Source organism: Natronospira elongata, assembly GCF_034931365.1.
Lineage (GTDB): Bacteria > Pseudomonadota > Gammaproteobacteria > Natronospirales > Natronospiraceae > Natronospira > Natronospira elongata.
Genome location: NZ_JAYGII010000023.1, coordinates 19,144 through 41,614, shown reverse-complemented (window position 1 = coordinate 41,614; position 22,471 = coordinate 19,144). Strand labels below are relative to the sequence as shown.

The 22,471-nt window shown below is 65.1% G+C and carries 19 protein-coding genes; 7 read left to right on the top strand and 12 right to left on the bottom strand.

The genetic code is table 11. The features are described 5' to 3' along the window. Positions 1 to 672, bottom strand: a 672-nt coding sequence (locus tag VCB98_RS10320; RefSeq protein WP_346052326.1) for a ribonucleotide reductase barrel domain-containing protein, incomplete at its 3' end; no start/stop codon positions are given. 548 nt (positions 673 to 1,220) lie between these two features. On the opposite strand from VCB98_RS10320, the gene VCB98_RS10315 reads away from it, so the two are divergent. Both VCB98_RS10315 and VCB98_RS10310 read left to right on the top strand, forming a co-directional pair. Continuing rightward, positions 1,221 to 1,670, top strand: coding sequence for an Hsp20/alpha crystallin family protein (locus VCB98_RS10315; protein ID WP_374729210.1), 450 nt, complete (start codon positions 1,221 to 1,223; stop codon positions 1,668 to 1,670). Between the two features lie 237 nt (positions 1,671 to 1,907). Continuing rightward, entirely contained in the window at positions 1,908 to 3,278 is a 1,371-nt protein-coding gene (locus VCB98_RS10310; protein ID WP_346052324.1) for a DegQ family serine endoprotease, read from the top strand. A 78-nt stretch (positions 3,279 to 3,356) separates the two neighbouring features. Here the strand turns inward: VCB98_RS10310 and VCB98_RS10305 are convergent, their stop codons facing one another. Then, the gene (locus VCB98_RS10305) at positions 3,357 to 3,872 is read right to left on the bottom strand and encodes an outer membrane beta-barrel protein (protein WP_346052322.1); all 516 of its coding nucleotides are present in this window, start codon (positions 3,870 to 3,872) and stop codon (positions 3,357 to 3,359) included. Positions 3,873 to 3,984: 112 nt separating this feature from the next. Then, positions 3,985 to 4,776 (bottom strand): sulfite exporter TauE/SafE family protein, encoded by a 792-nt coding sequence (locus VCB98_RS10300; protein ID WP_346052320.1) that lies wholly within the window; start codon positions 4,774 to 4,776, stop codon positions 3,985 to 3,987. 117 nt (positions 4,777 to 4,893) lie between these two features. Here VCB98_RS10300 and VCB98_RS10295 point away from each other — a divergent pair, with 117 nt between their 5' ends. After that, the gene (locus tag VCB98_RS10295; RefSeq protein WP_346052318.1) at positions 4,894 to 5,358 is read left to right on the top strand and encodes a DUF2914 domain-containing protein; all 465 of its coding nucleotides are present in this window, start codon (positions 4,894 to 4,896) and stop codon (positions 5,356 to 5,358) included. Between the two features lie 295 nt (positions 5,359 to 5,653). Here the strand turns inward: VCB98_RS10295 and VCB98_RS10290 are convergent, their stop codons facing one another. Genes VCB98_RS10290 through VCB98_RS10275 form a run of 4 tightly spaced genes read right to left on the bottom strand, consistent with a single transcriptional unit; the run spans position 5,654 to position 7,439 of the window. After that, complete coding sequence (locus VCB98_RS10290; protein ID WP_346052316.1) at positions 5,654 to 6,283, bottom strand: DUF3106 domain-containing protein; 630 nt, start codon at positions 6,281 to 6,283, stop codon at positions 5,654 to 5,656. Continuing rightward, positions 6,273 to 6,512, bottom strand: a complete 240-nt coding sequence (locus tag VCB98_RS10285; protein WP_346052314.1) for a hypothetical protein — start codon at positions 6,510 to 6,512, stop codon at positions 6,273 to 6,275. The genes VCB98_RS10290 and VCB98_RS10285 overlap by 11 nt, the downstream gene beginning before the upstream one ends. Continuing rightward, positions 6,502 to 6,909, bottom strand: a complete 408-nt coding sequence (locus tag VCB98_RS10280) for a hypothetical protein (protein WP_346052312.1) — start codon at positions 6,907 to 6,909, stop codon at positions 6,502 to 6,504. Before VCB98_RS10280 ends, VCB98_RS10285 begins: the two co-directional genes overlap by 11 nt. Next, the gene (locus VCB98_RS10275; RefSeq protein ID WP_346052310.1) at positions 6,906 to 7,439 is read right to left on the bottom strand and encodes an RNA polymerase sigma factor; all 534 of its coding nucleotides are present in this window, start codon (positions 7,437 to 7,439) and stop codon (positions 6,906 to 6,908) included. The genes VCB98_RS10280 and VCB98_RS10275 overlap by 4 nt, the downstream gene beginning before the upstream one ends. 342 nt (positions 7,440 to 7,781) lie before the next feature. Here VCB98_RS10275 and VCB98_RS10270 point away from each other — a divergent pair, with 342 nt between their 5' ends. The 4 genes from VCB98_RS10270 to VCB98_RS10255 all read left to right on the top strand — a co-directional run bounded on the left by VCB98_RS10270 (position 7,782) and on the right by VCB98_RS10255 (position 15,665). Next, complete coding sequence (locus tag VCB98_RS10270; protein ID WP_346052308.1) at positions 7,782 to 9,986, top strand: primosomal protein N'; 2,205 nt, start codon at positions 7,782 to 7,784, stop codon at positions 9,984 to 9,986. Between the two features lie 142 nt (positions 9,987 to 10,128). Continuing rightward, positions 10,129 to 13,125: a PQQ-binding-like beta-propeller repeat protein gene (locus VCB98_RS10265; protein ID WP_346052306.1), complete on the top strand. Its 2,997-nt coding sequence runs from the start codon at positions 10,129 to 10,131 to the stop codon at positions 13,123 to 13,125. A 187-nt stretch (positions 13,126 to 13,312) separates the two neighbouring features. Then, the gene (argS, locus tag VCB98_RS10260) at positions 13,313 to 15,073 is read left to right on the top strand and encodes an arginine--tRNA ligase (RefSeq protein WP_346052304.1); all 1,761 of its coding nucleotides are present in this window, start codon (positions 13,313 to 13,315) and stop codon (positions 15,071 to 15,073) included. 19 nt (positions 15,074 to 15,092) lie between these two features. Further along, entirely contained in the window at positions 15,093 to 15,665 is a 573-nt protein-coding gene (locus tag VCB98_RS10255) for an SPOR domain-containing protein (protein WP_346052302.1), read from the top strand. 210 nt (positions 15,666 to 15,875) lie between these two features. On the opposite strand, the gene VCB98_RS10250 is transcribed toward VCB98_RS10255, so the two are convergent. The 5 genes from VCB98_RS10250 to fmt form a co-directional block, all read right to left on the bottom strand. Continuing rightward, complete coding sequence (locus VCB98_RS10250; protein WP_346052300.1) at positions 15,876 to 17,243, bottom strand: sigma-54-dependent transcriptional regulator; 1,368 nt, start codon at positions 17,241 to 17,243, stop codon at positions 15,876 to 15,878. A 70-nt stretch (positions 17,244 to 17,313) separates the two neighbouring features. Continuing rightward, complete coding sequence (locus VCB98_RS10245; RefSeq protein WP_346052299.1) at positions 17,314 to 19,509, bottom strand: sensor histidine kinase; 2,196 nt, start codon at positions 19,507 to 19,509, stop codon at positions 17,314 to 17,316. Further along, positions 19,491 to 20,072: a DUF4390 domain-containing protein gene (locus tag VCB98_RS10240; protein WP_346052298.1), complete on the bottom strand. Its 582-nt coding sequence runs from the start codon at positions 20,070 to 20,072 to the stop codon at positions 19,491 to 19,493. Before VCB98_RS10240 ends, VCB98_RS10245 begins: the two co-directional genes overlap by 19 nt. Positions 20,073 to 20,177: 105 nt before the next feature. Continuing rightward, the gene (gene rsmB, locus VCB98_RS10235; protein ID WP_346052296.1) at positions 20,178 to 21,491 is read right to left on the bottom strand and encodes a 16S rRNA (cytosine(967)-C(5))-methyltransferase RsmB; all 1,314 of its coding nucleotides are present in this window, start codon (positions 21,489 to 21,491) and stop codon (positions 20,178 to 20,180) included. Continuing rightward, positions 21,488 to 22,450, bottom strand: coding sequence for a methionyl-tRNA formyltransferase (fmt, locus tag VCB98_RS10230; RefSeq protein ID WP_346052294.1), 963 nt, complete (start codon positions 22,448 to 22,450; stop codon positions 21,488 to 21,490). The genes rsmB and fmt overlap by 4 nt, the downstream gene beginning before the upstream one ends. Positions 22,451 to 22,471 lie beyond the last annotated feature (21 nt).

The window sequence follows — 22,471 nt, the reverse complement described above, 5'->3', positions numbered from 1 at the left end:
GTCGTTCTTGACCGCCTCCATGAACTCCTCGGTGATCAACAGGGAGAGGTTGAACTGGCGCAGGCGGCCGTCTTCGCGCTTGGCGCGAATGAAATCCATCACGTCCGGATGGCCGATATCGAAGGTGCCCATCTGCGCGCCGCGGCGGCCACCGGCGGAGGAGACGGTGAAGCACATGCGGTCGTAGATATCCATGAAGCTCAGCGGCCCGGAGGTGTAGGCGCCGGCACCGGAGACGTAGGCCCCCTTGGGGCGCAGGGTGGAGAACTCATAGCCGATGCCGCAGCCGGCCTTGAGGGTCAGCCCGGCTTCATGAACCTTGCCGAGGATGTCGTTCATGGAATCCCGAATGGTGCCGGAGACGGTGCAGTTGATGGTGGAGGTGGCCGGCTTGTGTGCCTGGGCACCGGCGTTGGACACGATCCGCCCGGCCGGGATGGCGCCCTGGCGCAGGGCCCAGAGGAAACGCTCGTACCAGTGTTCGCGGGCATCGGGCTTTTCCACCTCGGCCAGGGCCCTGGCGACGCGCTTGTAGGTGTCATCGACGGTTTCGTCGAGGACGGTGCCATCCTTGGTCTTGAGGCGATACTTCTTGTCCCAGATGTCCACGGACGCATCCTGGACGGGGATCGCCTTTACTGCTGTCTTGTCCATTTCAAGCGCGGTGCTCATGTTGCCTCCTGATGATTATTTATTGACCGGGCACACGCGCGCGCACGCGCTTGTCGGCCACGGCCTGGCTTAATTACTTGGACTGGAGTCCTTCCCCTCTCGTTCGACGCGACCGGCGTGGCCGGTGCTCGCTCCCGTGATCTGTCACCCCGTGGACAACTCTGTGGATAAGCTGGGGATGACAAAACACAATATCTTGTGACGAATAACAACTAGCGTAGCAGGGCCGGAATCCCTGTCAAGAAATTTCACGGGCCGGGCATCATATCGAAAAATAACTGCAAAACAAGGACTTGACAGCTTGCACGGGGCACGCTCCAGGGCCCTAACGTGGGTAAATTCAGGCACTTAAGGTCTCGGGCAGGTTTCTGGGCGCCCCAAGATATTGTGTTGGGGATGGCCAGGGCCGCGTCAGAAAGCCGCCGGATTTGAATAATCGTCAAGAAAACCACGATCGGGGGTCTTGAAACGGGGACGAGCGCCCCTAAATCGGATATCAGAACGGCATATCCAGGCAATCAGCCCGGAAACATCAGGAGGTGATGACCATGGCAATGAACATTAGCCCGTATCGTCGTCGGCCCTGGGGTCTGATGAATCAGCTCCAGAATGAACTCAACACGATTTTTGACGGTGTCCCCGGTTATGAGAGCGAGACCGGTGAGGTGTCCGATTGGGCCCCGGCGGTGGACATCCGCGAGGAGCAGGACCGCTTCATCCTGCATGCGGACGTGCCCGGCGTGGACCCCAATGACATCGAGATCACCATGGAGAACGGCACCCTGACCATCCGCGGTCAGCGGACCGAGGAAAACAAGGAAGAGCGCAACGGCTATCGCCGCGTGGAGCGCGTCTCCGGCCAGTTCTTCCGGCGCTTCGTGCTGCCCGACAGCGCGGATGCCGACAAGATCAGCGCCGAGAGCAGGAACGGCGTGCTGGAAGTGGTGATTCCGAAGCAGGAGAAGGTCCAGCCGCGCCGGATTCAGGTCAAGGGCTGAACAACCGGCCGCGCGCTGTCAGATCAGGACTGGCCCGGGCTTGCCCGGGCCATTTTTTTGTCCATCCCGCCCGGCCTGTCACCCCCCTCACGGGGGGATGGTAACGGCGGCGGAAAAACGCGAGAATCGGCAACTTCAGCCGGCCTTCGGGGAACCCGGCGAAACGCTTGCAGTCTTCTTATAGACGTCGGAAGTCGATTAACCACTTTTCAACCCATGCATGAGGAGAGACCACTCATGAGCAGAGCCATCCTGCCCAAATTCGCAGGTGTTCTGAGCTTGTTTGTACTGAGTTTTGCGGCTCAGGCCGCGCTGCCAGCCACAGACGGCCAGGGACGGGAGTTGCCCTCGCTGGCACCCATGCTGGAAGAGGTTTCGCCGGCGGTGGTCAATATTTCCACGCGCGGCACGGTGGAGGTGCAGCGGCACCCCTTCGCCAACGACCCCTTCTTTCGGCGCTTTTTCGACATGCCCGACCAGCCCCAGGAGCGGGAGACCCAGAGCCTGGGCTCCGGGGTGATCGTGGATGCGGAAAACGGGGTCATCCTGACCAACCACCATGTGATTGATAATGCCGACCAGATCTCGGTCCACCTGCATGACAACCGGACCTACGAGGCCGAGGTGGTGGGCTCGGACGAGCAGAGCGATGTGGCGGTGATCCGCATCGACGCCGATAACCTCAAGCAGATCGAGATCGCCGATTCCGACCGGGTTCGGGTGGGGGATTTCGTGGTCGCCATCGGCAACCCCTTTGGCCTGGACCATACCGTCACCTCGGGCATCGTTTCCGGCCTGGGCCGGGCCCTGCGCGGGGGCGATGGCCGCATCGAGGACTTCATCCAGACCGATGCCGCCATCAACCCGGGTAACTCCGGCGGCGCCCTGGTGACCCTGGACGGGCGCCTGGTGGGGATCAACACCGCCATCCTCTCCGGCCGCGGCGGCAATATCGGCATCGGTTTTGCCATCCCCACCAATCTGGCCAGCGGCATCATGGACCAGATTCTCGAGGAAGGCCGGGTCCGGCGGGGCCGTCTGGGCGTGTCGGTGCAGAACCTGACCCCGGACTTTGCCGAGGCCATGGGCATTGATCGCCATCGCGGCGCCCTGGTGACTCAGGTGGCCCCCAACTCCGCCGCCGAGGAAGCCGGCATCGAGGAAGGCGATGTGATCGTGCGCCTCAATGACCGGCCGATTACCAGCATCCGCGAGCTGGTCACCCGGGTCAGCCTGCTCCGGGTGGGCGAGGAAGTCAGCCTGGAGATCCTGCGCAATGGTGACGAGCTTACGGTCACCGCGGTCATCTCCGACCCCGAAGAAACCTCGGTCAAGGCCGAGGAACTGCACCAGCGCCTGGCCGGCGCCAGCTTCAGCGAGCTGGATGAGCGCTCCCCGCTCTTCGGTCGCGTGGAAGGGGTGCTGGTGGACGAGGTGGAACGGGGCAGCCCCGCCGCCCGTCATCTGCGCTCCGGTGATGTGATCACCTCGGTCAATCGGGAGCCGGTGCGGAACCTGAGTGAACTGCGCGAGGCCCTGCAGGACGCCGATGCCCTGGTGCTCAATGTCCGCCGGGGCGACGGAGCCCTGTTCGTGCTGATCCGCTAAGCGGCTGCAACAAGGCCTGATACGAAAAAAGCCCCGCCAGACCGGCGGGGCTTTTTCTTTGCTGGGCTGCCGGATTGCCTAGAAGTGCCAGTGGGCGGTGATGGTGGTGACGTCACCGTCGATGGCGTTGAAGTGCACTTCCAGGGGCTGGCCGAGGATCTGGAAACCCAGCCCGGCGCCACCGGCAATGCCGAAGTCGTCGCCGCTGAAGCTGCCGACCTTGACCCGGTTGTAGGCCACCCCGCCGCGAAGCTTGAGGTAGAGCCGCTCACTGCCCCATTGCCCGGTGAGGTAGCTGCCCAAATGCTGCATGGACCAGTCCTCGCCCAGCCAGCGACCATCGGTCAGGGTCAGACCCAGCTCGGTCTCGTAGCCCATCCACTCGGGCATGAAATCTGGACCCACGCCCCAGGTGCCACTGGCGAAGGTGGCAATGTCGTTACCGTCGAAATCCCGGAACATGTGATCATCCCAGGCCCAGGCGATCCCCGCGTTGATGGACCAGAAGTCGCGGCGGTCCTCGGCCTGGACGGCGCTGGCGGCCACAAGGCAGGCCAGGGCCAGGGTGGCGGACGGCAGGCGGCGTGACGGCATGATGGCTTCTCCCTCTCTGAAAGCGTGCTCAAAGCGTGACGGCAAGTACTTGGCCGTGGGCCGGCCTCCCCCGCGCCGGCCTCGACACCGGCAGTTTAGCAGGCGGCGCGGCTCAGAGAAGCATGCTCAGGCCAACCAGCAGCAGAACCAGGGCGAAGGTGCGGCGCAGCAGCCGATCGGGCAGGCGCCGGGCGAGACGACTGCCGAGGGGGGCGAAGACCATGGATGTGGCGGCAATGGCCAACACCGAGGGCCACTGGACCAGGCCGATGGTGGCGGGGATGGGGCTGTCCACCGCCATCAGGGCATAGACGGCGGTGGCGATCACCCCCACCACCAGCACGGCGGTGACCGAGACCGCCACCGCCTGGGCCATGGCCAGGCCCCGCCACTGCAACCAGGGCACGGTAAGAATCCCGCCCCCGACTCCCAGCATGGCCGAGAGCGTGGCCACCCCCACCCCGCCGAAGAGCAATTCCGGTGCCCGGGCCCGGCCGGCCTGCTCGGGCGGCCGCTGGGGAAGGATCATGCGAAACGCGACCAGAAACATAAAACCGGCAAACAGCGCGGTGAGCAAGGTCGCCGAAATCTGGGCCACCACCAGCGGCGCAATTACCGAACCGATGGCAATCCCCGGCAATAGCCAGGGCAGCAGATCACGGCGGGTGGTGCCCTGCCGCCAGTGGGTTCGGACAGCCGTGGCGGTGGTCAGCACCATGGTCGCCAGCGAGGTGGCCACCGCTACCGGCATGGCCAGCTCGGCTTCGATGCCCTGGGCACGGAAGATCCAGAACAGGGCCGGGACCACCACGATGCCGCCGCCCAGCCCCAGCAGACCGGCGAGCAGGCCGGCCAGTACCCCGACCAGCAGGAGAATGGGGAGAAGAATCAGCAGTTCCTGCATGCACAGCGTCCCGGTGAAAAGCGGCCATTATAGGGGATCAAAGGCTGGCGATGCGCCGGGCTTGGGCTATCCTTTGGAGCCCTGAGCCAAACAATCGCCAGAAAGGGAGGATGAACAATGAACAAGATCAAGCTGACGACCGGCCTGAGCATGGTGGCAGTGCTGGCCCTCGGCCTGGGTAGCCCGGTGCTCGCCGACGAACACGGCGTCTATCGCGCCCAGTTCACCACCGCCGTGGAGGAACGTGAGCCGGTGGACGAGATCGAGGAACTGCGTAACGATCATGAGCTGGTGCTGTTCTTCACCGAGTTTCGCGACATGGAGGGCCACACCCTCACCCACCGCTGGAAGCATGACGGTGATGTGGAAGCGGAAGTAGAACTGACCGTGGGCGGCCCGCGCTGGCGGACCTGGTCCAGCAAGCGCCTGGTGCCCGAGTGGACCGGCACCTGGACGGTGGAAGTGGTTGACGAAGACGGCGATGTCCACGGTAGCTGGTCGTTCGAGTATATCGACCAGGACGAGCCACCGGTGGTGACGGACGACAATGACGGTCAAGACGATAACGGCGGGGATTATTAGCGGCGAGCGGCGAGCTACGAGCTATAAGGCACTGCCAGGCGGGCATCTGCGCCGTAGACGCGCGACCCCACTCCAAGGCCCTACCCCCGGCCGTAGGAGCGGATTTATCCGCGATTGGGCGGCAACCGAAGCCTAAATCGCGGATGAATCCGCTCCTACGGGATATTTGGCTCTCCAGGGGTCGCTGGGGTGGCCACCCCGGGTCAGCGACCCTCCAAAAAAAAAGACCCCGACCAAACGGCCGGGGTCTTGAACGGACGGAACGCGGGGGGGGGTTACATTCCGTCCGGACCTGTTACCGGCCGCCGCGGTTGTCGCGGCGATCCCGGTTTTGTTCTCTGCGTTGCTCACGCCGTTCCAGCTGCATTTCGCGGCGATCCTGGCGCATTTCCCGCTGCATTTCGCGGCGTTCCATGCCCCGTTCGCGGGCTTCGTCGCGGCGTTCCATGGCCTGCTCGCGGCGTTCGCGGGCGAACTCGCGGCGCTCTTCGGGGCTCATTTCCTGCCAGCGCTCGCGGAATTCCTGGCGGTCTTCCGGGCCCATTTCGTGGTAGCGCTCAAAAGCCGCACGCACGCGGTCCTGGGCCTGGGGCGGCAGGCTCTGGAAGGCCACATAGCGCTGACGGATGCCGTGACGCTCGTCCTCGTCCAGGTCCTGCCATTCACGGAAACGACCACGTGCCTGTTCGCGCTGCTCGTCGTCCATTTCCGCCCAGCGCTCGGCGCCGCGGGCCAGGTTTTCCCGGCGCTCGGCCGGGAGGCGGTCAAAACGCTCCGCCATCGGCGCCAGCACGTCCTGCTGGCGGTCGCTGAGGTCATTCCATTCCGGCACACTGGCCAGCGCCGTGCCTGCCATCGCCGTGCCCACGACAAGTGCACACAGACCGGCCATCCACTTACGCCCCCCAACGATATTAGTGCTCATGGTCATCCTCCTTGGGCGAGTCCGGGTCTTCTTCAAGCAGACCGTCCATCGCCTCTTCGTCGAGCAGGTAGAGATCCATGGGATCCACCCACTCACCATCCTCCCCCGTGAATTCACCCAGGAACTCCAGGAGTTCCGGGTCGGGCGCCTCCCCGGCAGTGCCGGGGATGGCCAGGCCCAGCGTGGCCAGGCCACCCAGGGTCAGACTGCAGAGGACATTAGCCCGCATCCTTGGCGTCCTCCCGTGCACTCAATTCCGCTTCCAGCCAGAGGTAGAAATCCAGATCCGCGTATAGCGTCATGTCTTCCTCGGCCAGCAATATTTCCAGGTCAGAGACATCGTTCCGGGCCTCGGCCCAATCACTCTCGATGGTCTGGTCCGGGCCGCCGTTCAGCATGGGCAGCAGCATCAGACTGAGCAGACCCAGCGAGGCGGCCAGGGCCACCGGCACCTGCCAGCGCGCCGGACGTGGCAGCGGCAACGCTTCTCGAGGCTGCTTCAGTGCCTCTCGCCGTGCCCGGCGCAGGCGGGCGCGATCCAGCTCATCGACCTCGGCGAGCCCGGCCTCGAAGGCCTCGCGCAGGGCGCGAATCTCGGCTTCGTCATGTTCCTGTTCGCTGCTCATCGATGCGCTCCCAGAACCTCTCGCAATTTCGCCAGGGCCCGTGACAAATGGGTCTTCACACTGCCGGCCGAGCATTTCATGGCGGCGGCCGTCTCGCTCACATCCATACCCTGAATAATCCTCAGGGTGACCGCCTCGCGCTGACGCTCCGGCATGTCCTCCAGGGCGGCCACCAGGGCCTCGATCCCGGAGGCGTTGCTCAGCCACTCCTCCGGCCGACTGGACGAGGGCGCGGGCGCGCGCTCGATCAAGTCCTCGCGGCCCGGCTCGTCGTCGGCGAAGGCCGGGGCCTGCTGCCAGCGCTGTCGCACCTGGCTGTGGCGCTGGTAATCCCGGACCCGGTTGTGGACGATGCCGTAAAAGAGGCGACTCCACTCTTCCCGGGGCCGGCCGGCATAATGGGCGACGAATCGCTCCATGCCGTCCTGGACCACGTCATGCGCATCCTCGCTGTTGCCCAGACGCATCCGGGCAAGCTGGAAGGCCCTCAATTCGACCGAGGCGAGGAATTCATCCAGACTGTGCTGCATTCCCCCTCCGCTTCGGTCTGGCCCTCCATTCGCGGCCTTTACACTGAACATAACGGGCGAGCCCGGCCGGCGTTGACAGGCCGGGGAAAAAATTTTCGCCGGGCGGTTCTGGGCTTGACTTATGCACATGGCCGTCGTTTACCGGATTTCAGGCGCATTACTTTATAATGGGCCTGAAGCAAAATACGTAACTCACTGATTTCGCTATAAATAGAGATTTCGGTGAAAAATTGATCAATCTAAAGCGAAGCCAGTAATCAATGGGCCTAGAGGCAGATAAACCCAAGTCTTCCACATTGTTATCCACAGCTTCTGTGGAAACTTTACCGGCGGGGGTGTGGGGTGGCTGAACGGATTTGGCGGGTGGCCATCCCCTCACCCTTGCGGCGGCTGTTTGATTACCTGCCGCCGGCCGCTGATTCGGGTCGCGACCCGGTCGGCTGCCGGGTCCGGGTGCCCTTTGGCAGTCGGCGCGTGGTGGGCCTGGTGGTGGAGACCCAGGCGGAGGCCGGCAGCCTGCCCCGCGACCGTCTGCGGCGGGCGGATCGACGCCTGGATGAGGAGGCATTGGTGCCGGCCCCGCTGATGCAACTGGGGCATTGGTGTGCGGCCTACTACCACCACCCGCCGGGGGAGGTCTTTGACCATCTGCTGCCGGCGGCTCTGCGCCGGGAGGCGGATGCCGGTCGCAAGCCGGAGCAGTGGTGGCGGCTGAGCGAGCAAGGCCGTGAGCAGGACCTGGACGCGCTGGCCCGCGCCCCCCGTCAGCAGCGACTGATCGCCCGCCTGCGTGAGGCCGGGGGCGAACTGCCGGCCCGTGAGCTGCGGGATCTGGGCGATGGCTGGCAGGGCGTGGCCCGGCGCCTGGCGGACAAGGGCCTGGTGGTGGAAGAGTCGCGACAGCCCGCCGCGCCGCCGGCCAGTGAGGGCAGCGAGGCGGTGACGCTAAACCCGGCCCAGGCCTCGGCGGTGGAGGCCATCGAGGCGGGCCTGGGCGGCTTTCATTGTCATCTGCTGGAAGGGGTCACCGGCAGCGGCAAGACCGAGGTCTATCTGGCCGGGATCCGGGCGGCCCTGGCGCGGGGCGAGCAGGTCCTGGTGCTGGTACCGGAAATCGCCCTCACCCCTCAGCTCACCGCCCGCTTTCGAGCCGCCCTGCCGGCCCGGGTGGGCCTGTATCACTCGGGCATGAACGAGCGGGAACGCCGCGATACCTGGTTACTGGCCCGCGACGGGTCGCTGGACGTCATCATCGGCACCCGCTCGGCGGTGTTCATGCCCCTGCCCCGGCCGGGCCTGTGCGTGGTGGACGAGGAACACGACCCGGCCTACAAGCAGCAGGATGGCTTTCGTTACTCGGCCCGCGACCTGGCGCTGGTGCGCGCCCGCATGCAGGGCTTCCCGGTGGTCCTGGGCTCGGCCACCCCGGCACTGGAAAGCCTGCGCAATGCCGAGGACGGTCGCTATCGCCGGCTGAGCCTGCCGGAGCGGGCCGGGGACGCCCGCCCGCCCAAACTGCGGGTGGTGGATATCCGCGGCCAGAACCTGGACGGGGGCTTGAGCGGGCGACTGTTGCAACGCCTGGATGCCCACCTGGAGGCAGGCCACCAGGCCCTGCTGTTTCTCAACCGCCGCGGCTATGCGCCGGTGCTGGTCTGCAATCATTGCGGCTGGACCGCCGACTGCAGTCGCTGTGATGCCCGCATGACCTATCACCGGGCCCGGGGCAGCCTGGACTGCCATCACTGCGGCGCCAGCCGGCGACTGCCACGGGCCTGTCCGGAATGCGCCAGCAACAAGCTGGGGGTTGCCGGGCAGGGCACCGAGCAGCTGGAACAGATCCTCAGCCGTCGCTACCCGAGCATTGGCCAGGTCCGCATCGACCGTGACACCACCCGCGCACGGGGGCGAATGGACAGCCTATTGGCCAGGGCCCGCGACGGCAGCGCCCAGCTGCTGATCGGCACCCAGATGCTGGCCAAGGGCCATGATTTCCCCAACCTCACCCTGGTGGGTCTGATTGACGCCGACCAGGGCCTGATGAGCGCGGACTTTCGTGGCCCGGAGCGCATGGCCCAGTTGATCACCCAGGTAGCCGGTCGGGCCGGGCGCGGGCAAGCCGCCGGCGAGGTCCTGATTCAGACCCGGGCGCCGGACCATCCCCTGCTCGAGACCCTGATCCAGGGAGGTTATCCGGCCTTTGCCCGGGCGGCGCTCAGCGAACGCCGGGAGGCCGGCTTTCCGCCCTTCAGTCATCTCGCCCTGCTGCGGGCCGAGGCCCACCAGCGGGAAGCGGTCAATGCCTTCCTGGAAGAGGCCGCCGAACTGGGTCGTCGCCAGGCCGAGTCATCGATCATGCTGCTCGGCCCCCTGCCCGCTCCCATGGAACGCCGCGCCGGCCGCTACCGGGCCCAGGTCCTGATCCAGGCCGACGGCCGCCGCCCCCTGCACCGCCTGCTGGCCCCCTGGACCCCCGCCCTGGAAGGACTGAAATCGGCCCGCAAGGTGCGATGGTCGCTGGATGTGGATCCGGTGGAGTTGTTCTGAAGCCGCCAGGGTGAGCTCCTAGGGCCCCTGTATGGGGGGTGGTCGTCGTCCATTGCCTGACATTAGCCTGAATATACGGACTCCCCCGGCCCTTGTTACGCGGGTCAGGCGGTATGGTATTTCAAGGTTCATGGAGGGTTAAATGAGTAACCATCACCTCATTTTCAGGGAGACCTCGCAGTCTCGATCATTGATTCGTGCAGCCGCCCTCGGTGGCCTGCTTCCGGCGATCCTGCTGGCCGGCTGCCTGGCCGACGGCATGGACGCTGATGACGAGGATGCCGACGGACTTCCTGGCGGCCCCGAAGAGGACAGCTACCTGGTCGGCGGGGTAGTGGAGGACATGAGCGGCGCCGGCCTCTTGCTCACCCTCAACGACCAGGAAACCCTCACGCTGGATGCACCCGGCAGCTTCCAGTTCGATTCCGAGATCGAGGAAGGCGAGTCCTATTCCGTGACCGTGACGAGCGCGCCGGATGGTGAAGCCTGCCAGGTGGACAATGGCAGCGGCATGATTGCTGACCAGGACATTGATGATGTGCTGGTTAGCTGCGAAGACTTCACCGTCATTGGCCTCTCGGGCCAACCGGGCACTGTCACCGTGCACCAGATCGGTCCGGGAGAGGCCGACCTGCTCTACTCCAGCGATCCCGACTGCGATTGGCACAATCTTGGGCAATGCGCGGATTCCGGCGTGATTCAGGACGCCACCGCCGGTGACGGCGACGAGATGGCGCTTGAGCTGGAAGCGCTTGGCGTGGAGGCCGGCACCGTGATGCATTTCGCCTTGCAGACCGACACCAGCATCAGCGCCCCCGGTAGCGGCGTGCTCAGCGCGGGCAAACCCATTAGCTTCGATGGCAATGTCTGGATTGAGGCCCTGGAGACCGGAGAGGAACGCCTCTATGTCGGCGGGAATTTCCAGTGGATCGGCCTACAGCAATCCGCAGCGCTGCTGGTTCCTGGCGTGGACAGCGGAACGAGTGGCCTCGCCATCAATGCCGGCCAGGATCTGGATGGCATCGTGCGGCGGGCCATTCCCGATGGCGAAGGTGGCTGGTACCTGGCGGGCATCTTCCGTGCCCCGGACAGTGACGACCTGCACATGCTGCAACGCCTGGACGCCAGTGGCCGGCTGGATCCGGATTTCCAGGTCACCACGGAAGACTCAGGCGGGCCGGTCAGCATTCCGGCCAATGCCCCGGCACCGGCCGGGATGCCCGACGGAGACCTCGTGAATATGGGCGCCTACGATGCCGAATTGCATGACGGCACACTCTACCTCGGGGGCCCATTCGAGATCGCCAATGGCGAACCACGGGCCCAGCTGGCTGCAGTCAACGCTGAGACGGGAGAGCTGCTATCCGACAACCCCGGCGAAGCCCTTTCGCCCCTCATCGTTTCGGCACTGCATATCCACGAGGACAAGCTGTTCGTGGGTGGCGGGTTCGCTCACCCGGACGGCTTCAAGGGCGGCCTGAAGGCGATTGACCTGAACAGCGGTGACGAACTGCCCGACTGGAACCTGACCTCCGAGAATACCGGCCTGATTCATCATCTGCTCAGCGATAACAATCGCCTCTATGCCGGTGGCATGTTCGACGAGATCGATGGGGTCAGCCGCCAGAACATCGCGGCCATTGAGCTGGAGAGTGCGAATGTACTTTCCGAAGCCGACTGGGCAACGGCCGTCAGTGGTCAGGTCCGGGCCATGGCCAATCACCATGGTCGGCTGTATATCGGAGGCACTTTCCATGCCGTCAATGGTGAACAACGCATGAGTGCTGCATCCGTAGCGATCGGCGACGGCACTCTGGATGGTAACTGGGATCCAGGCCTGTACGGCGATTCAATTGATCCCCCCACCGTCCGCGCCATCGCGGCCCATGACGATCACATCTACCTTGGCGGTCACTTTCATCGGCTGGGCCATGATGGCGGCCCCGGTCCCCTGTCCAGCACGGATGAAGGCAATAAGACCCAGGGCGACGACAATGGCCATGACCGACATAACATTGCCGTTGTGGACCGTGTCGATGCGGAACCCCATGAATGGCGGGCTGACGTTGCCGGCGAGGTTCTCGATTCCGGCCTGGTCAATGTACCGGTAGAAGCGATCGGCCTGGACGGCGACCGGGTTCTCCTGGGCGGGACGCTCACTGCCCTGGCCACCGACAAGAGAGAGAACCTGGCGGCCTACGACCTGGACACGGGCGTCCTGGATCCGGATTGGAGGCCCAGTACCAACGGGGCCGTACACGAGCTACTGCTCGATGGTGACCGCCTCTTTATGGGCGGGCCATTCTCCGAGGTCAACGGGGAAGATCACAATGGCATGGCTGCCCTGCAGGCATCAGATGGGGAGCTGGTGGACGGCTGGCAGGCCGATGTTTCAGGTAGCGGTCGACCGGTCCGGGACATGTTCGTGCATGAGGGCTCGCTGTATTTCTCGGGTCGCTTCAGGGCGGTCAATTCGGTTGACCGGGAAGGGGCCGCGGCCGTCAGCGTCCAGGATGGCAGTCTGCAGAGCTGGGACCCGCAGATCAGCGACCACAACAACACCGCAGTGGCCATGACTTACCACAATGATCGCATCTTCCTGGCTGGCGAGTTCAATGAAGTGGGCGGACAGACCCGCAACAACATCGTCGCGGTCGAGCCAGGCGGCGATGGCGATGTGGTGACTGGCTGGGATGCGGGTGATGGCCCGGTGGCCAGTTCCTTCAGCCAGGAACAGCGTCTCGCCGCGGCCGACGGCGTCGTTTATGTGGCCGGGAATATTGAGCAGGCCGACGGTGAAGACCGCGATCACTTCGCCGCCTTCAATGCCGACAATGGTGATCTGGAGGATTGGGCGCCCGAGTCGAGTCGGCGCTTTATCTGGGCCCTGGCGGTTGATGGGGACCGGATTCTGGCCGGTGCACGTCGCATCACCGCACTCGATGGCCGCAGTCTGGCCGCGATCGACGGGGACGGGGGACTTGATAGCGAGTGGACGCCGGAGCCCGATGATTCGGTCAGTGTCATCCACGTCAACGAGGGCCGCGTCTATGTGGGCGGCATGTTCAGCCGAATAAACGGCGAATCCGCCGTCGGCTTCGGCGTGCTCGATCGCGAAAGCGGTGAACTCATCTGGTAAGGCGCGGTAGCGCAAGGCCCACCCAGCAGCGGCGCCGGGCAGTCCCCGGCGCCGTTTCTTTTTCTCCCGACGACGGGGCAGGGTCACCATTCCGACCCGATCGACAAGCCTTCCAGCGCCATGACCACCGGAAGGGGATGCCTTTAATGTTAGAATCTCGGCTTTTAATCCAGCCGGAAGTCGCATCGTGAAGGAAGAAATCAGCCAGTTGCTCGAGCAGGCCCTCAAGGGCCTGGTGGAAGAAGGTGTGCTGCCCGAGGAGACCCGCGGGACGGCCATTCAGGTGGAGCGGGCCCGCGACCGCAAGCACGGGGATTTTGCCGCCAACCTGGCGATGATGCTGGCCAAGCCGGCGCGCCGGAATCCCCGGGAGCTGGCCGCAGCCATTGTCGAGGCCCTGCCGGCCTCGGATCTGGTCCGGAAGGTGGAGATCGCCGGGCCCGGCTTCATCAATTTCTTCCTCAGCCCCCAGGCCTGGCATGCGGTGGTGGAAGAGGTCTTTGAGCGCGGCACGCGCTTCGGTCACAGCGATATCGGCCGGGACGAGAAGATTCATCTGGAGTTTGTCTCCGCCAATCCCACCGGCCCCCTGCATGTGGGCCATGGCCGGGGTGCGGCCTATGGCAGCACCGTGGGCAATCTGCTCGAGGCCATCGGCCATCCGGTTCACCGGGAGTATTACGTCAACGATGCGGGCCGGCAGATGGACATCCTGGCCACCTCGGTCTGGCTGCGCTATCTGGAACTGGGGGGTGCCGAGCTGCGTTTCCCCAGCAACGGCTATCGCGGCGATTACATCATCGACATCGCCCGCCAGTTGCGGGAGGAACACGGCGAGGCCTTCCAGCAGCCGGTGGAGTCGGTCTTCCATGGCCTGCCCGAGGACGCCCCCGACGGGGACAAGGAAGCCCATATTGACGGGCTCATCGGCCGCGCCCGTCATCTGCTCGGCGAGGAGGCCTTCCAGACCGTGTTCCTCACTGCGCTTGAGGACATTCTTGCCGACATTCGCGAGGACCTGTCGGCCTTCGGCACCGAATTCGATGAGTGGTTTTCCGAGCGCTCCCTAACCAGCGGCGGCATGGTGGATCATGCCCTGGAGGAGCTGGAGAAAAGCGGCGACGTCTATGAACAGGACGGCGCCAAGTGGTTCGCGGCCGAGAAGTATGGCGACGAGAAGGACCGGGTGGTGGTGCGCGACAACGGCCAGGCTACCTATTTCGCCTCCGACATCGCCTACCACCTGAACAAGCGCGAGCGGGGCCATGACCGCCTGATCGATATTCTCGGCGCCGACCATCACGGCTACATCGCCCGGCTCAAGGCCGGCCTGGAAGGCATGGGTCAGCCGGGGGATTCCCTGGAAGTGCGCCTGGTGCAGTTCGCCCATCTCTACCGGGGCAAGGAAAAACTGCAGATGTCCACCCGTTCGGGTTCCTTCGTGACCCTGCGGGAGCTGCGCGAGGAAGTGGGCCGGGACGCGGCGCGCTTTTTCTATGTCATGCGTTCCAATGAACAGCATCTGGACTTCGACCTGGAGCTGGCCAAGTCCCAGTCCAGCGATAACCCGGTCTATTACGTGCAGTACGCCCATGCCCGCATCTGCAGTGTCTTCCAGCAAGCGGAAGACAAGGGCTTTCAGTACAGCCGGGACACTGGTCTGGCCAACCTGGATCAGCTGGACGAGGATCATGAGGACCAGCTCATGGTCACCCTCTCCCGTTTCCCCGAGGTGGTGGAGGCCGCGGCCCGCAACCGGGCGCCCCATCAGCTCACCCAGTACCTGCGGGACCTGGCCAATGACCTGCACACCTATTACAACGCCCACACCTTCCTGGTGCTGGAAGAAGAGATCCGCAATGCCCGGCTATGCCTGGTGGAAGCCACACGCCAGGTACTGGCCAATGGGCTGGCACTGATTGGCGTGTCGGCACCGGAATCCATGTAAGCGCAGGGAAAGGACCGCCATGCCCAGGGACTACAAGAACGCCGGACAGGCCAGGAGGAAAGATCCCGTGGAGACGACACCTGGATGGGTCTGGCTGATTGCCGGCTTCGTGCTCGGCTTTGGCGCCGCCATGGCCGTCACCTGGCTGCAGCAGTCGGACACGGAACTGCCGCAACTCGACCTGGAGGCGGCCCGGGAACAGGCCGAGTCGGATGAGGGCGACGAGGCCGAGGAAGGCCGCAGCCGCTTCAACTTCTACCGCATGCTGGAAAGCTTTGAGGTCGTGGTCCCCGAGGAGGAGGTCCGGGTCCGGGAGCCGGAGGGCGGGGAAAGCGTCGAACCCACCCCGGAAGGCCGCTACATCCTGCAGGTGGGTTCATTCCGCAGTGAGTCCGACGCCGACCGCATGCGGGCGGAGCTGGGCATGGCGGGTTTCGAATCCCATATCCAGCGGGTCACCATTGACGATGGCCAGACCTATTACCGCGTCCGCGTCGGCCCCATCGAGGATGCCGAACGCCTGGACCGCACCCGGTCGAGGTTGGAGGATCAGGGGATTGAGCCGTTGTTGATTCGCTTGCGCGACGACTAGGCTTATCGAATCCCACCCTGTAGGCGCGGATTTATCCGCGCAATGGCCTGGCGGCCGGGCGGGAGTCAAACGCAAGTGCTGAGTGCGAGAGGCTAGCTGCTGGGCGGCTGTGGGAGCGGCTTTAGCCGCGAATGGGGCTTCGATTTGCCCCTTATCGCGGCTAAAGCCGCTCCCACAGGGGATTGGCAGGGTCGTTCTTGCTCCTTGCTCCTAGTTCTTGCTGATATCGATGCCCAGGGCCTTTAGCTTGCGATAGAGGTGGGTGCGTTCCAGGCCCACGCGCTCGGCGAGCTTGCCCACCCGGCCGCCGCAGAGCTCCAGTTGCTGCTCCAGATAGGCGCGCTCGAAGCGTTCCCGGGCCTCGCGCAGGGTCAGGCCCAGCAGGTCCTGCTTGACCAGGGGCTCGGCCTGTTGCTCGGCCTCTTCCCGATCCAGCTCCCGTTCCACTTCTTCCAGAGACACTTCCTCCCGATCGGAGAGGGCGAGGAAGCGGTGGACCATGTTCTTGAGCTCGCGGATATTCCCCGGCCAGGGGTAATTGCGCAGGCGATTCTGGGCACCCACCGAGAAGCGCCGGAAGGGCAGGCCTTCCTGATCCACCAGCACATCCACGTAATAGCGAATCAGATCGGGCACGTCTTCACGGTATTCGCGCAGGGGTGGCACCCGCACGGGGAGAACATCCAGCTGATTGAGCAGGTCCTGACGGAATCGGCCCTGTTCCACCAGACGGTTGATACCGGCCTGAGCGGAGGCCACCAGGCGGATATCGAGCTTCTCTCTCTGATCACTGCCCACCGGCCGGTAACTTCCCGCCTCCAAGGCTGCCATCAGTACACGCTGGGCCTCGGGGGTCATGTCGGCGAGTTCATTGAGGAACAGGGTGCCGCCCCGGGCCTTTTCCAGATAGCCCGGTTCCAACTGCCCTCCCTGCATGCGCCCGAACAGGCGTTCTTCGGCCTCATCACTGCGCAGGCCGCTGAGGATGACATTTACGAATCGGCCATCGGAGCGAGGGCTTTCCGCGTGCAGGTAGCGCGCCAGGGTCTCTCGACCGGTACCGGCTTCGCCCAGCAGCAGCACCGGGGAGGGCTCGGCCGCCACCTTCTGGACCTTGGCCCGGACATCACGCATCAGCGGTGACTTGCCCACCGGCTCCACCAGCGGCGAAAGGATGGAGCGCGCCTTGCGCCGCTCTCTTTCCTCGCGCCCGGATTCCAGGGCCTCGCCCACGATCTGCAGGAGCTTGGCCATGGACAGGGGCTTTTCCAGAAACTCCTGGGCGCCCAGGCGGGTGGCTTCCACCGCGGTATCCACCGTGCCATGACCGGACATGATCACCACGGGGCAGTCCAGTTCGCCGCTGCGTGTCCATTCCTTGAGCAGGGTGATGCCGTCCACATCCGGCATCCAGATATCCAGCAGGATGAGATCCAGCTCCTCGGCATCGTGGGCACGACGGGCTTCCTGGGCATTGGCGGCCACGGTGACCCGGTAACCTTCGTCCACCAGAATATCCTGGACCATCTCACGGATGTCGGACTCATCATCCACGACCAGAATATGGGCTGCGGTCATGCGGCTTCCTCCAGGACTGTGCGCAATTTGAAGGGGCCTACTTTATCAGCGAATGGGAAAAACTGCCGCATCAACCGGCAGTCGGTGCCAGTTCGGTGCTGGCATTGACGGGGATTTCCATGACGATGCGGGCACCGCCGGACTCGCGGTTGCCGGCGCGGATGCTGCCACCATGCTCTTCCACCAGTTTCTTGACGATGGCCAGGCCCAGCCCGGTGCCCTTGGGCTTGGTGGTGACATAGGGCTCGAAGACGGTGTTGCCAAGGTCATCGCCGAAGCCGGGCCCGTCATCTTCCACCACCACTTCCACCGTCTCCGACCCCCGGGCCTGCATGGGTCGGGTGTGGATCCAGATGGTGGCACCGCGATCGTGTTCGCTGGCCTCCTGGGCGTTGCGAATCAGGTTGTGCAGGGCCTGGCGGATCCGCCCGGCATCGACACGAACGGCCGGCAGTTGCTCATCCAGGTTCAACTTCACATGGGGACCACCCGGCAGACCGCGATAGAGGTCGGCCACATCGACAACGAGCTGGTTGAGGTCGAGCTGGCTGAATTCCAGCTCCGGACTGCGGGCGTACTCACTAAAGGCCTTGACCATGGCCTTGAGGGCATCCACCTGCTGAACAATGGTGTGGGTGGCCCGATCCAGGGTGCGGGGTTCCTCCACCTTGTCCAGGTACTTGTGGCGAATGCGCTCGGCGGCGAGCTGAATGGGGGTCAGGGGATTGCGAATCTCATGGGCCAGGCGACGGGCCACTTCGCCCCAGGCAGCATCCCGCTGGGCCTGAACCAGGGTGGTGATGTCGTCAAAGACGATCACATGGCCAGGCTCATTCTCGCCGGGAAAGGGCAGGGCCTTGCAGCGGCAGATCAGCAGGCGGCGCTGGGTCCGTCCCGGCAGCGCCAGCTCCTCATGCCACTCCGAATCGCCGTCGAGCACATGGGCGGCTATGCGATCCGCCAGCACCTTCAGCCGGGGGGAGGATTCGGACAGATCCAGCAGGGGTTTGCCCACGCCTTCGGCCAGTTCCGCTTCCAGAATGCTCTCGGCGGAGGCATTGGAGGCACGCAGGCGGAGGCCGGCGTCCAAGGCAATCACCCCGGACGTCAGGCGGGCCAGGACCGCTTCCAGGTAGGCCCGTTCCGCCTCGACATCGCGCCGGCTGCGGGCCGCCTGCTCCCGCGCCTCTTCCAGGCGGCGGGTCATTTCGTTGAAGGACAGGGCCAGGAAACCCACCTCGTCATGGGCACGCAGGGGCAGACGGGTATCCAGCTGACCGCGTGCCACCGCCCGGGTGCCGGCGGCCAGATCCTGAATCGGCGCAACCAGGCGACGGGCAAAATGGAAGGCACCGACAATGGCCAGGAGCAGACTCAGCAGCAGCACCAGCGACAGGGTCAGGGCAAAGCTGATCCGAATCGGGGTGCGGTAGAAAGCCAGCTCCCGGTATTCCTGCCAGGCGGTCTGCACGCTTTCGGCCAGTTCGCTCTGTCGCGGCGGCACCGGGAAACGGGCCTGGAGTATGCGGGGCGACGCCAGCCGCTCGGGCTCCGGCAGCACCACCAGGGCGCGGACATGGATGACCTCGCCCTCCGCCTCCGGTGATTCCAGCCCGGTGTGGCTGCCACCACGGCGGGCCTGGGAGACCAGTTCCCGGGGCGGCTGGCTGGGCAGCAGACCGCGGCCGATGTCGGCGCTGGTGGCAATGATCTGGCCATCATTGGAGAAGATGGTGAGTTCGGTGGCCTCCAGATCCCGGCGCAAATCCTCGAGCAGGCCAGGCAGGGCAGTGGCCCTGGCCCCCGACAGCTCGCGGGCGGCCTCCTCGGTACGGGCTTCATGTTCCCGCATGCGGCTTTCCAGGGCCGCCCGTGACAGCGCCAGGGACTCTTCCAGGGCCGACTCGATACGGATATCAAACCAGGAATCGATACCGCGGGTGATGAACTGCATGGAGAAGTAGAACACCAGCACCACCGGCACCACGGCAAGCACGGCGAACACCGCCACCAGCCGCGCGGTCAGCCGGGAACCGGGCCGGCGGGCACGATATTGCACCGCCAGATGGGTGACATTGAAGCCCAGCAGGACCACCAGCAGGGCCACACCCAGGACATTGAAGCCCAGCAGCCAATCATGGAGACGATCGAAATCCGTGGCCTGCTGGGTGGTCTCGGCCAGCATCCACAGGGAAGCCAGCATCAGCAGCAGACCAAAGGCGATCAGCAGGCTGAGGCCAAGTTTTTTCAGGAACGAAGGGTCCACTGATACCACCCACTGGAGATGCTGGAATTGGTCCAGAGACGGGCAATGAAGCCAACGCCATCCGGTCGCTCACGCAACTCCATTTTTACCCGCATCCGCAGTTCATAGCGAGCATCCGGGTCGAGTCGGCTTTCCTCCAACACCGGCAGGTCCTCGATGCGACTGAGCTCGGCCATGGCGGCCGCATAGCTCTGAAAGCTCTGGCGCCGCCCGGTCTGCTCACTCTCGACAACATAAAGCCGGGTCAGGGGTTGAAACTGGATTTCGTGGACCCGCTCGAAACGGGTCACGGTCGCGGCCGTCCACATCATCCGCGGTCGACGGACTTCCACCTCCACCGTCAGGCGCAAGGGCAGACCATTATCGAGCGCATCCAGGGCTTCGTCACTGAGGCGGTATTCGATATCGGCGTTGAGATAGTGGATGCCGTCCACTTCCTCGGTAAAGCCGGTGACCAGACTGATGGAGCCCGCGATCGGGACCAGGGCCCAGGCCAGCAGCATCAGGCCCAGCAGAATGCTGGCCAGCAGCGGGAAGCGGCTTTTGGGGAAACTGTCGGCCATGGAGGTCTCAGGCATCGCCGGGCGTTGCGGTAATAATACACCAAGGAACCACGATTTGAGGGTAAAAATCTCGAATAGTTGCAAGAAAAATACAAAAACCTCCGGTTATTTGCCCGGGACTCGGCGGACACCGGCATAGAAGAAGCCATCGCCGCCGGCGGCCGAGGGCAATCGCTGCCAGCCGGGGCCGCTACGCTGGCCACCGGGCACCTGAATGGCCACCACCTCGGCAGCGGGCTCCCGGGCCAGGAAGCGCTCGATCACCTCGGCATTCTCGGCCGCCAGCACCGAACAGGTGGTGTAGAGCAGCCGGCCGCCGGGGACCAGGGTGCTGAAGGCGGCGGCCAGGATCGCTTCCTGCAGGGTGGCCAGCCCGGCGATATCGCTCTTGCGGCGCAGGTATTTGATATCGGGATGACGGCGAATGACGCCGGTGCCGGAACAGGGGGCATCGACCAGGATGCAATCGAAGGGCCGACCGTCCCACCAGCGGGCCGTCTCCCGGGCATCGGCGGCGACACAATCGGCCTGCAGGCCCAGGCGCTCAAGATTCTCATTCACGCGCTTGAGTCGGGCCGCATCACGGTCCAGAGCGGTCACGTCCAATGTCGGCGCGCGCTCCAGCAAGTGAGCGGTCTTGCCGCCCGGCGCGGCGCAGACATCCAGCACCCGCGCACCGGCCGGCGGGTCGAGCAGATCGGCAACCAACTGGGCGGATTCGTCCTGGACCGAGAATTGGCCCTCGGCAAAGCCCGGCAACTGATCCACCGGCCGTGGCCTTGCCAGGCGGATGGCATCGTCGAGGCCCGCCACGGGCGCCGCCTCGATATCGGTCTCGGCCAGGCCGGCGAGCACGGCCTCGCGACTGGCCCGCTGGCGATTGACCCGCAGGCTCATCGGCGGCTCCTCATTGCCGCTGGCCAGAATCGCCTGCCAATCCGCCGGCCAGTCGGCCCGAAAGGCCTGGATCAGCCAGTTGGGGTGCATCCAGCAGGCGGTCTCGGAGATCTGCATGGCCTCTTCCAGGGCCGCCTGCTCCCGCTGGAAGCGGCGCAGCAGGGCATTGACCAGGCCGGTGGCGCGGGGGCGGTCCAGCTCACGAACGGCTTCAACGCTTTCCGAGACGGCGGCATGGGTGGGCACGCGGCTGAAGGCCAATTGATAGAGGCCGAGCATGACCACGCTGCCGACGATGCGATCCCGGGGCCGCAGGGGTTTGTCCAGCAAGCGGGAGAGCCAGAACTGCAGGCGCGGGCCGTGGCGCAGACAGCCATAGACCAGGGCCTGCATGAAGCCCGCATCGCGGGGCTCGAGCCCCTCCCGGGCCTGGACCATGTGCTCGGCCAGACTGCCGCGACCGGCCATGACCGTATCCACCAGCCGGGCGGCCCGAACCCTTGGGGAAGGTGAGCCGCTCACGCCGGGGCTCCCAGGCACTCGCCCGCGGCCACGCCCCGGTTGGCAAAGTCAGCGCCGCTGACCGCTTTCTTGCCGGGCAGTTGAACCCGGTTCAATTGCAACAGGCCGCTCCCGGTGGCGACGAGCACACCCTCCCGGCCCGCGGCGACAATCTCGCCGGGCCGGCCGCTGGCCTGACTGTCCGACTCGGTCAGAGCCTCGGCGGCATGGACCCGCAGGGCCTTGCCGCGCCACTGGGTCTGGGCCACCGGCCAGGGGTCGAAGGCGCGCACCTGGCGTTCAATCTCGATGGCCGGACGGTGCCAGTCGATATCGGCCTCGGCCTTGTCCAGCTTGCGGGCATAGCTCACCCCCGCCTCGGGCTGTGGCTCGGCGGTGAGCCTGCCGGCGGCGAGGGCGTCCACGCAGTCAACAATGTGCGCCCGGCCCAGGGCGGCGAGCCGATCATGCAGGCTGCCGCCGGTCTCATCGGCGGCCAGGGCGAGGGGATAGCGGGCCAGCACCGGCCCGGTATCCAGACCCTCGTCCATCTGCATGATGCTGATGCCGCTCTCCGGGTCGCCGGCCTCGATCGCCCGCTGAATGGGCGCTGCCCCGCGCCAGCGCGGCAGCAGCGAGGCATGGATGTTGATGCAGCCCAGGCGGGGCAGATCGAGCACGGGCCGGGGCAGGATCAGGCCGTAGGCGGTAACCACCATCAGATCCGGCGCCAGACCGGCCAGCACCTCGCGGGCCTCGGCATCCAGGCGCTGGGGTTGATGGACGGGGATGTCACGGGCGAGGGCGGCCTGCTTGACCGGCGAGGGGCGCGGCTGACGGCCACGGCCGGCGGGTCGGTCGGGCTGGGTATAGACGGCGACGAGCTGGTGCGGAGAATCGGCCAGCGCCTCCAGGGCGGGCACGGCGAACTCGGGGGTTCCGGCATAGACAATGCGCAACGGGCTGTCCGACTTCGTCATGCGGGCTTCCAATCAAAAGGG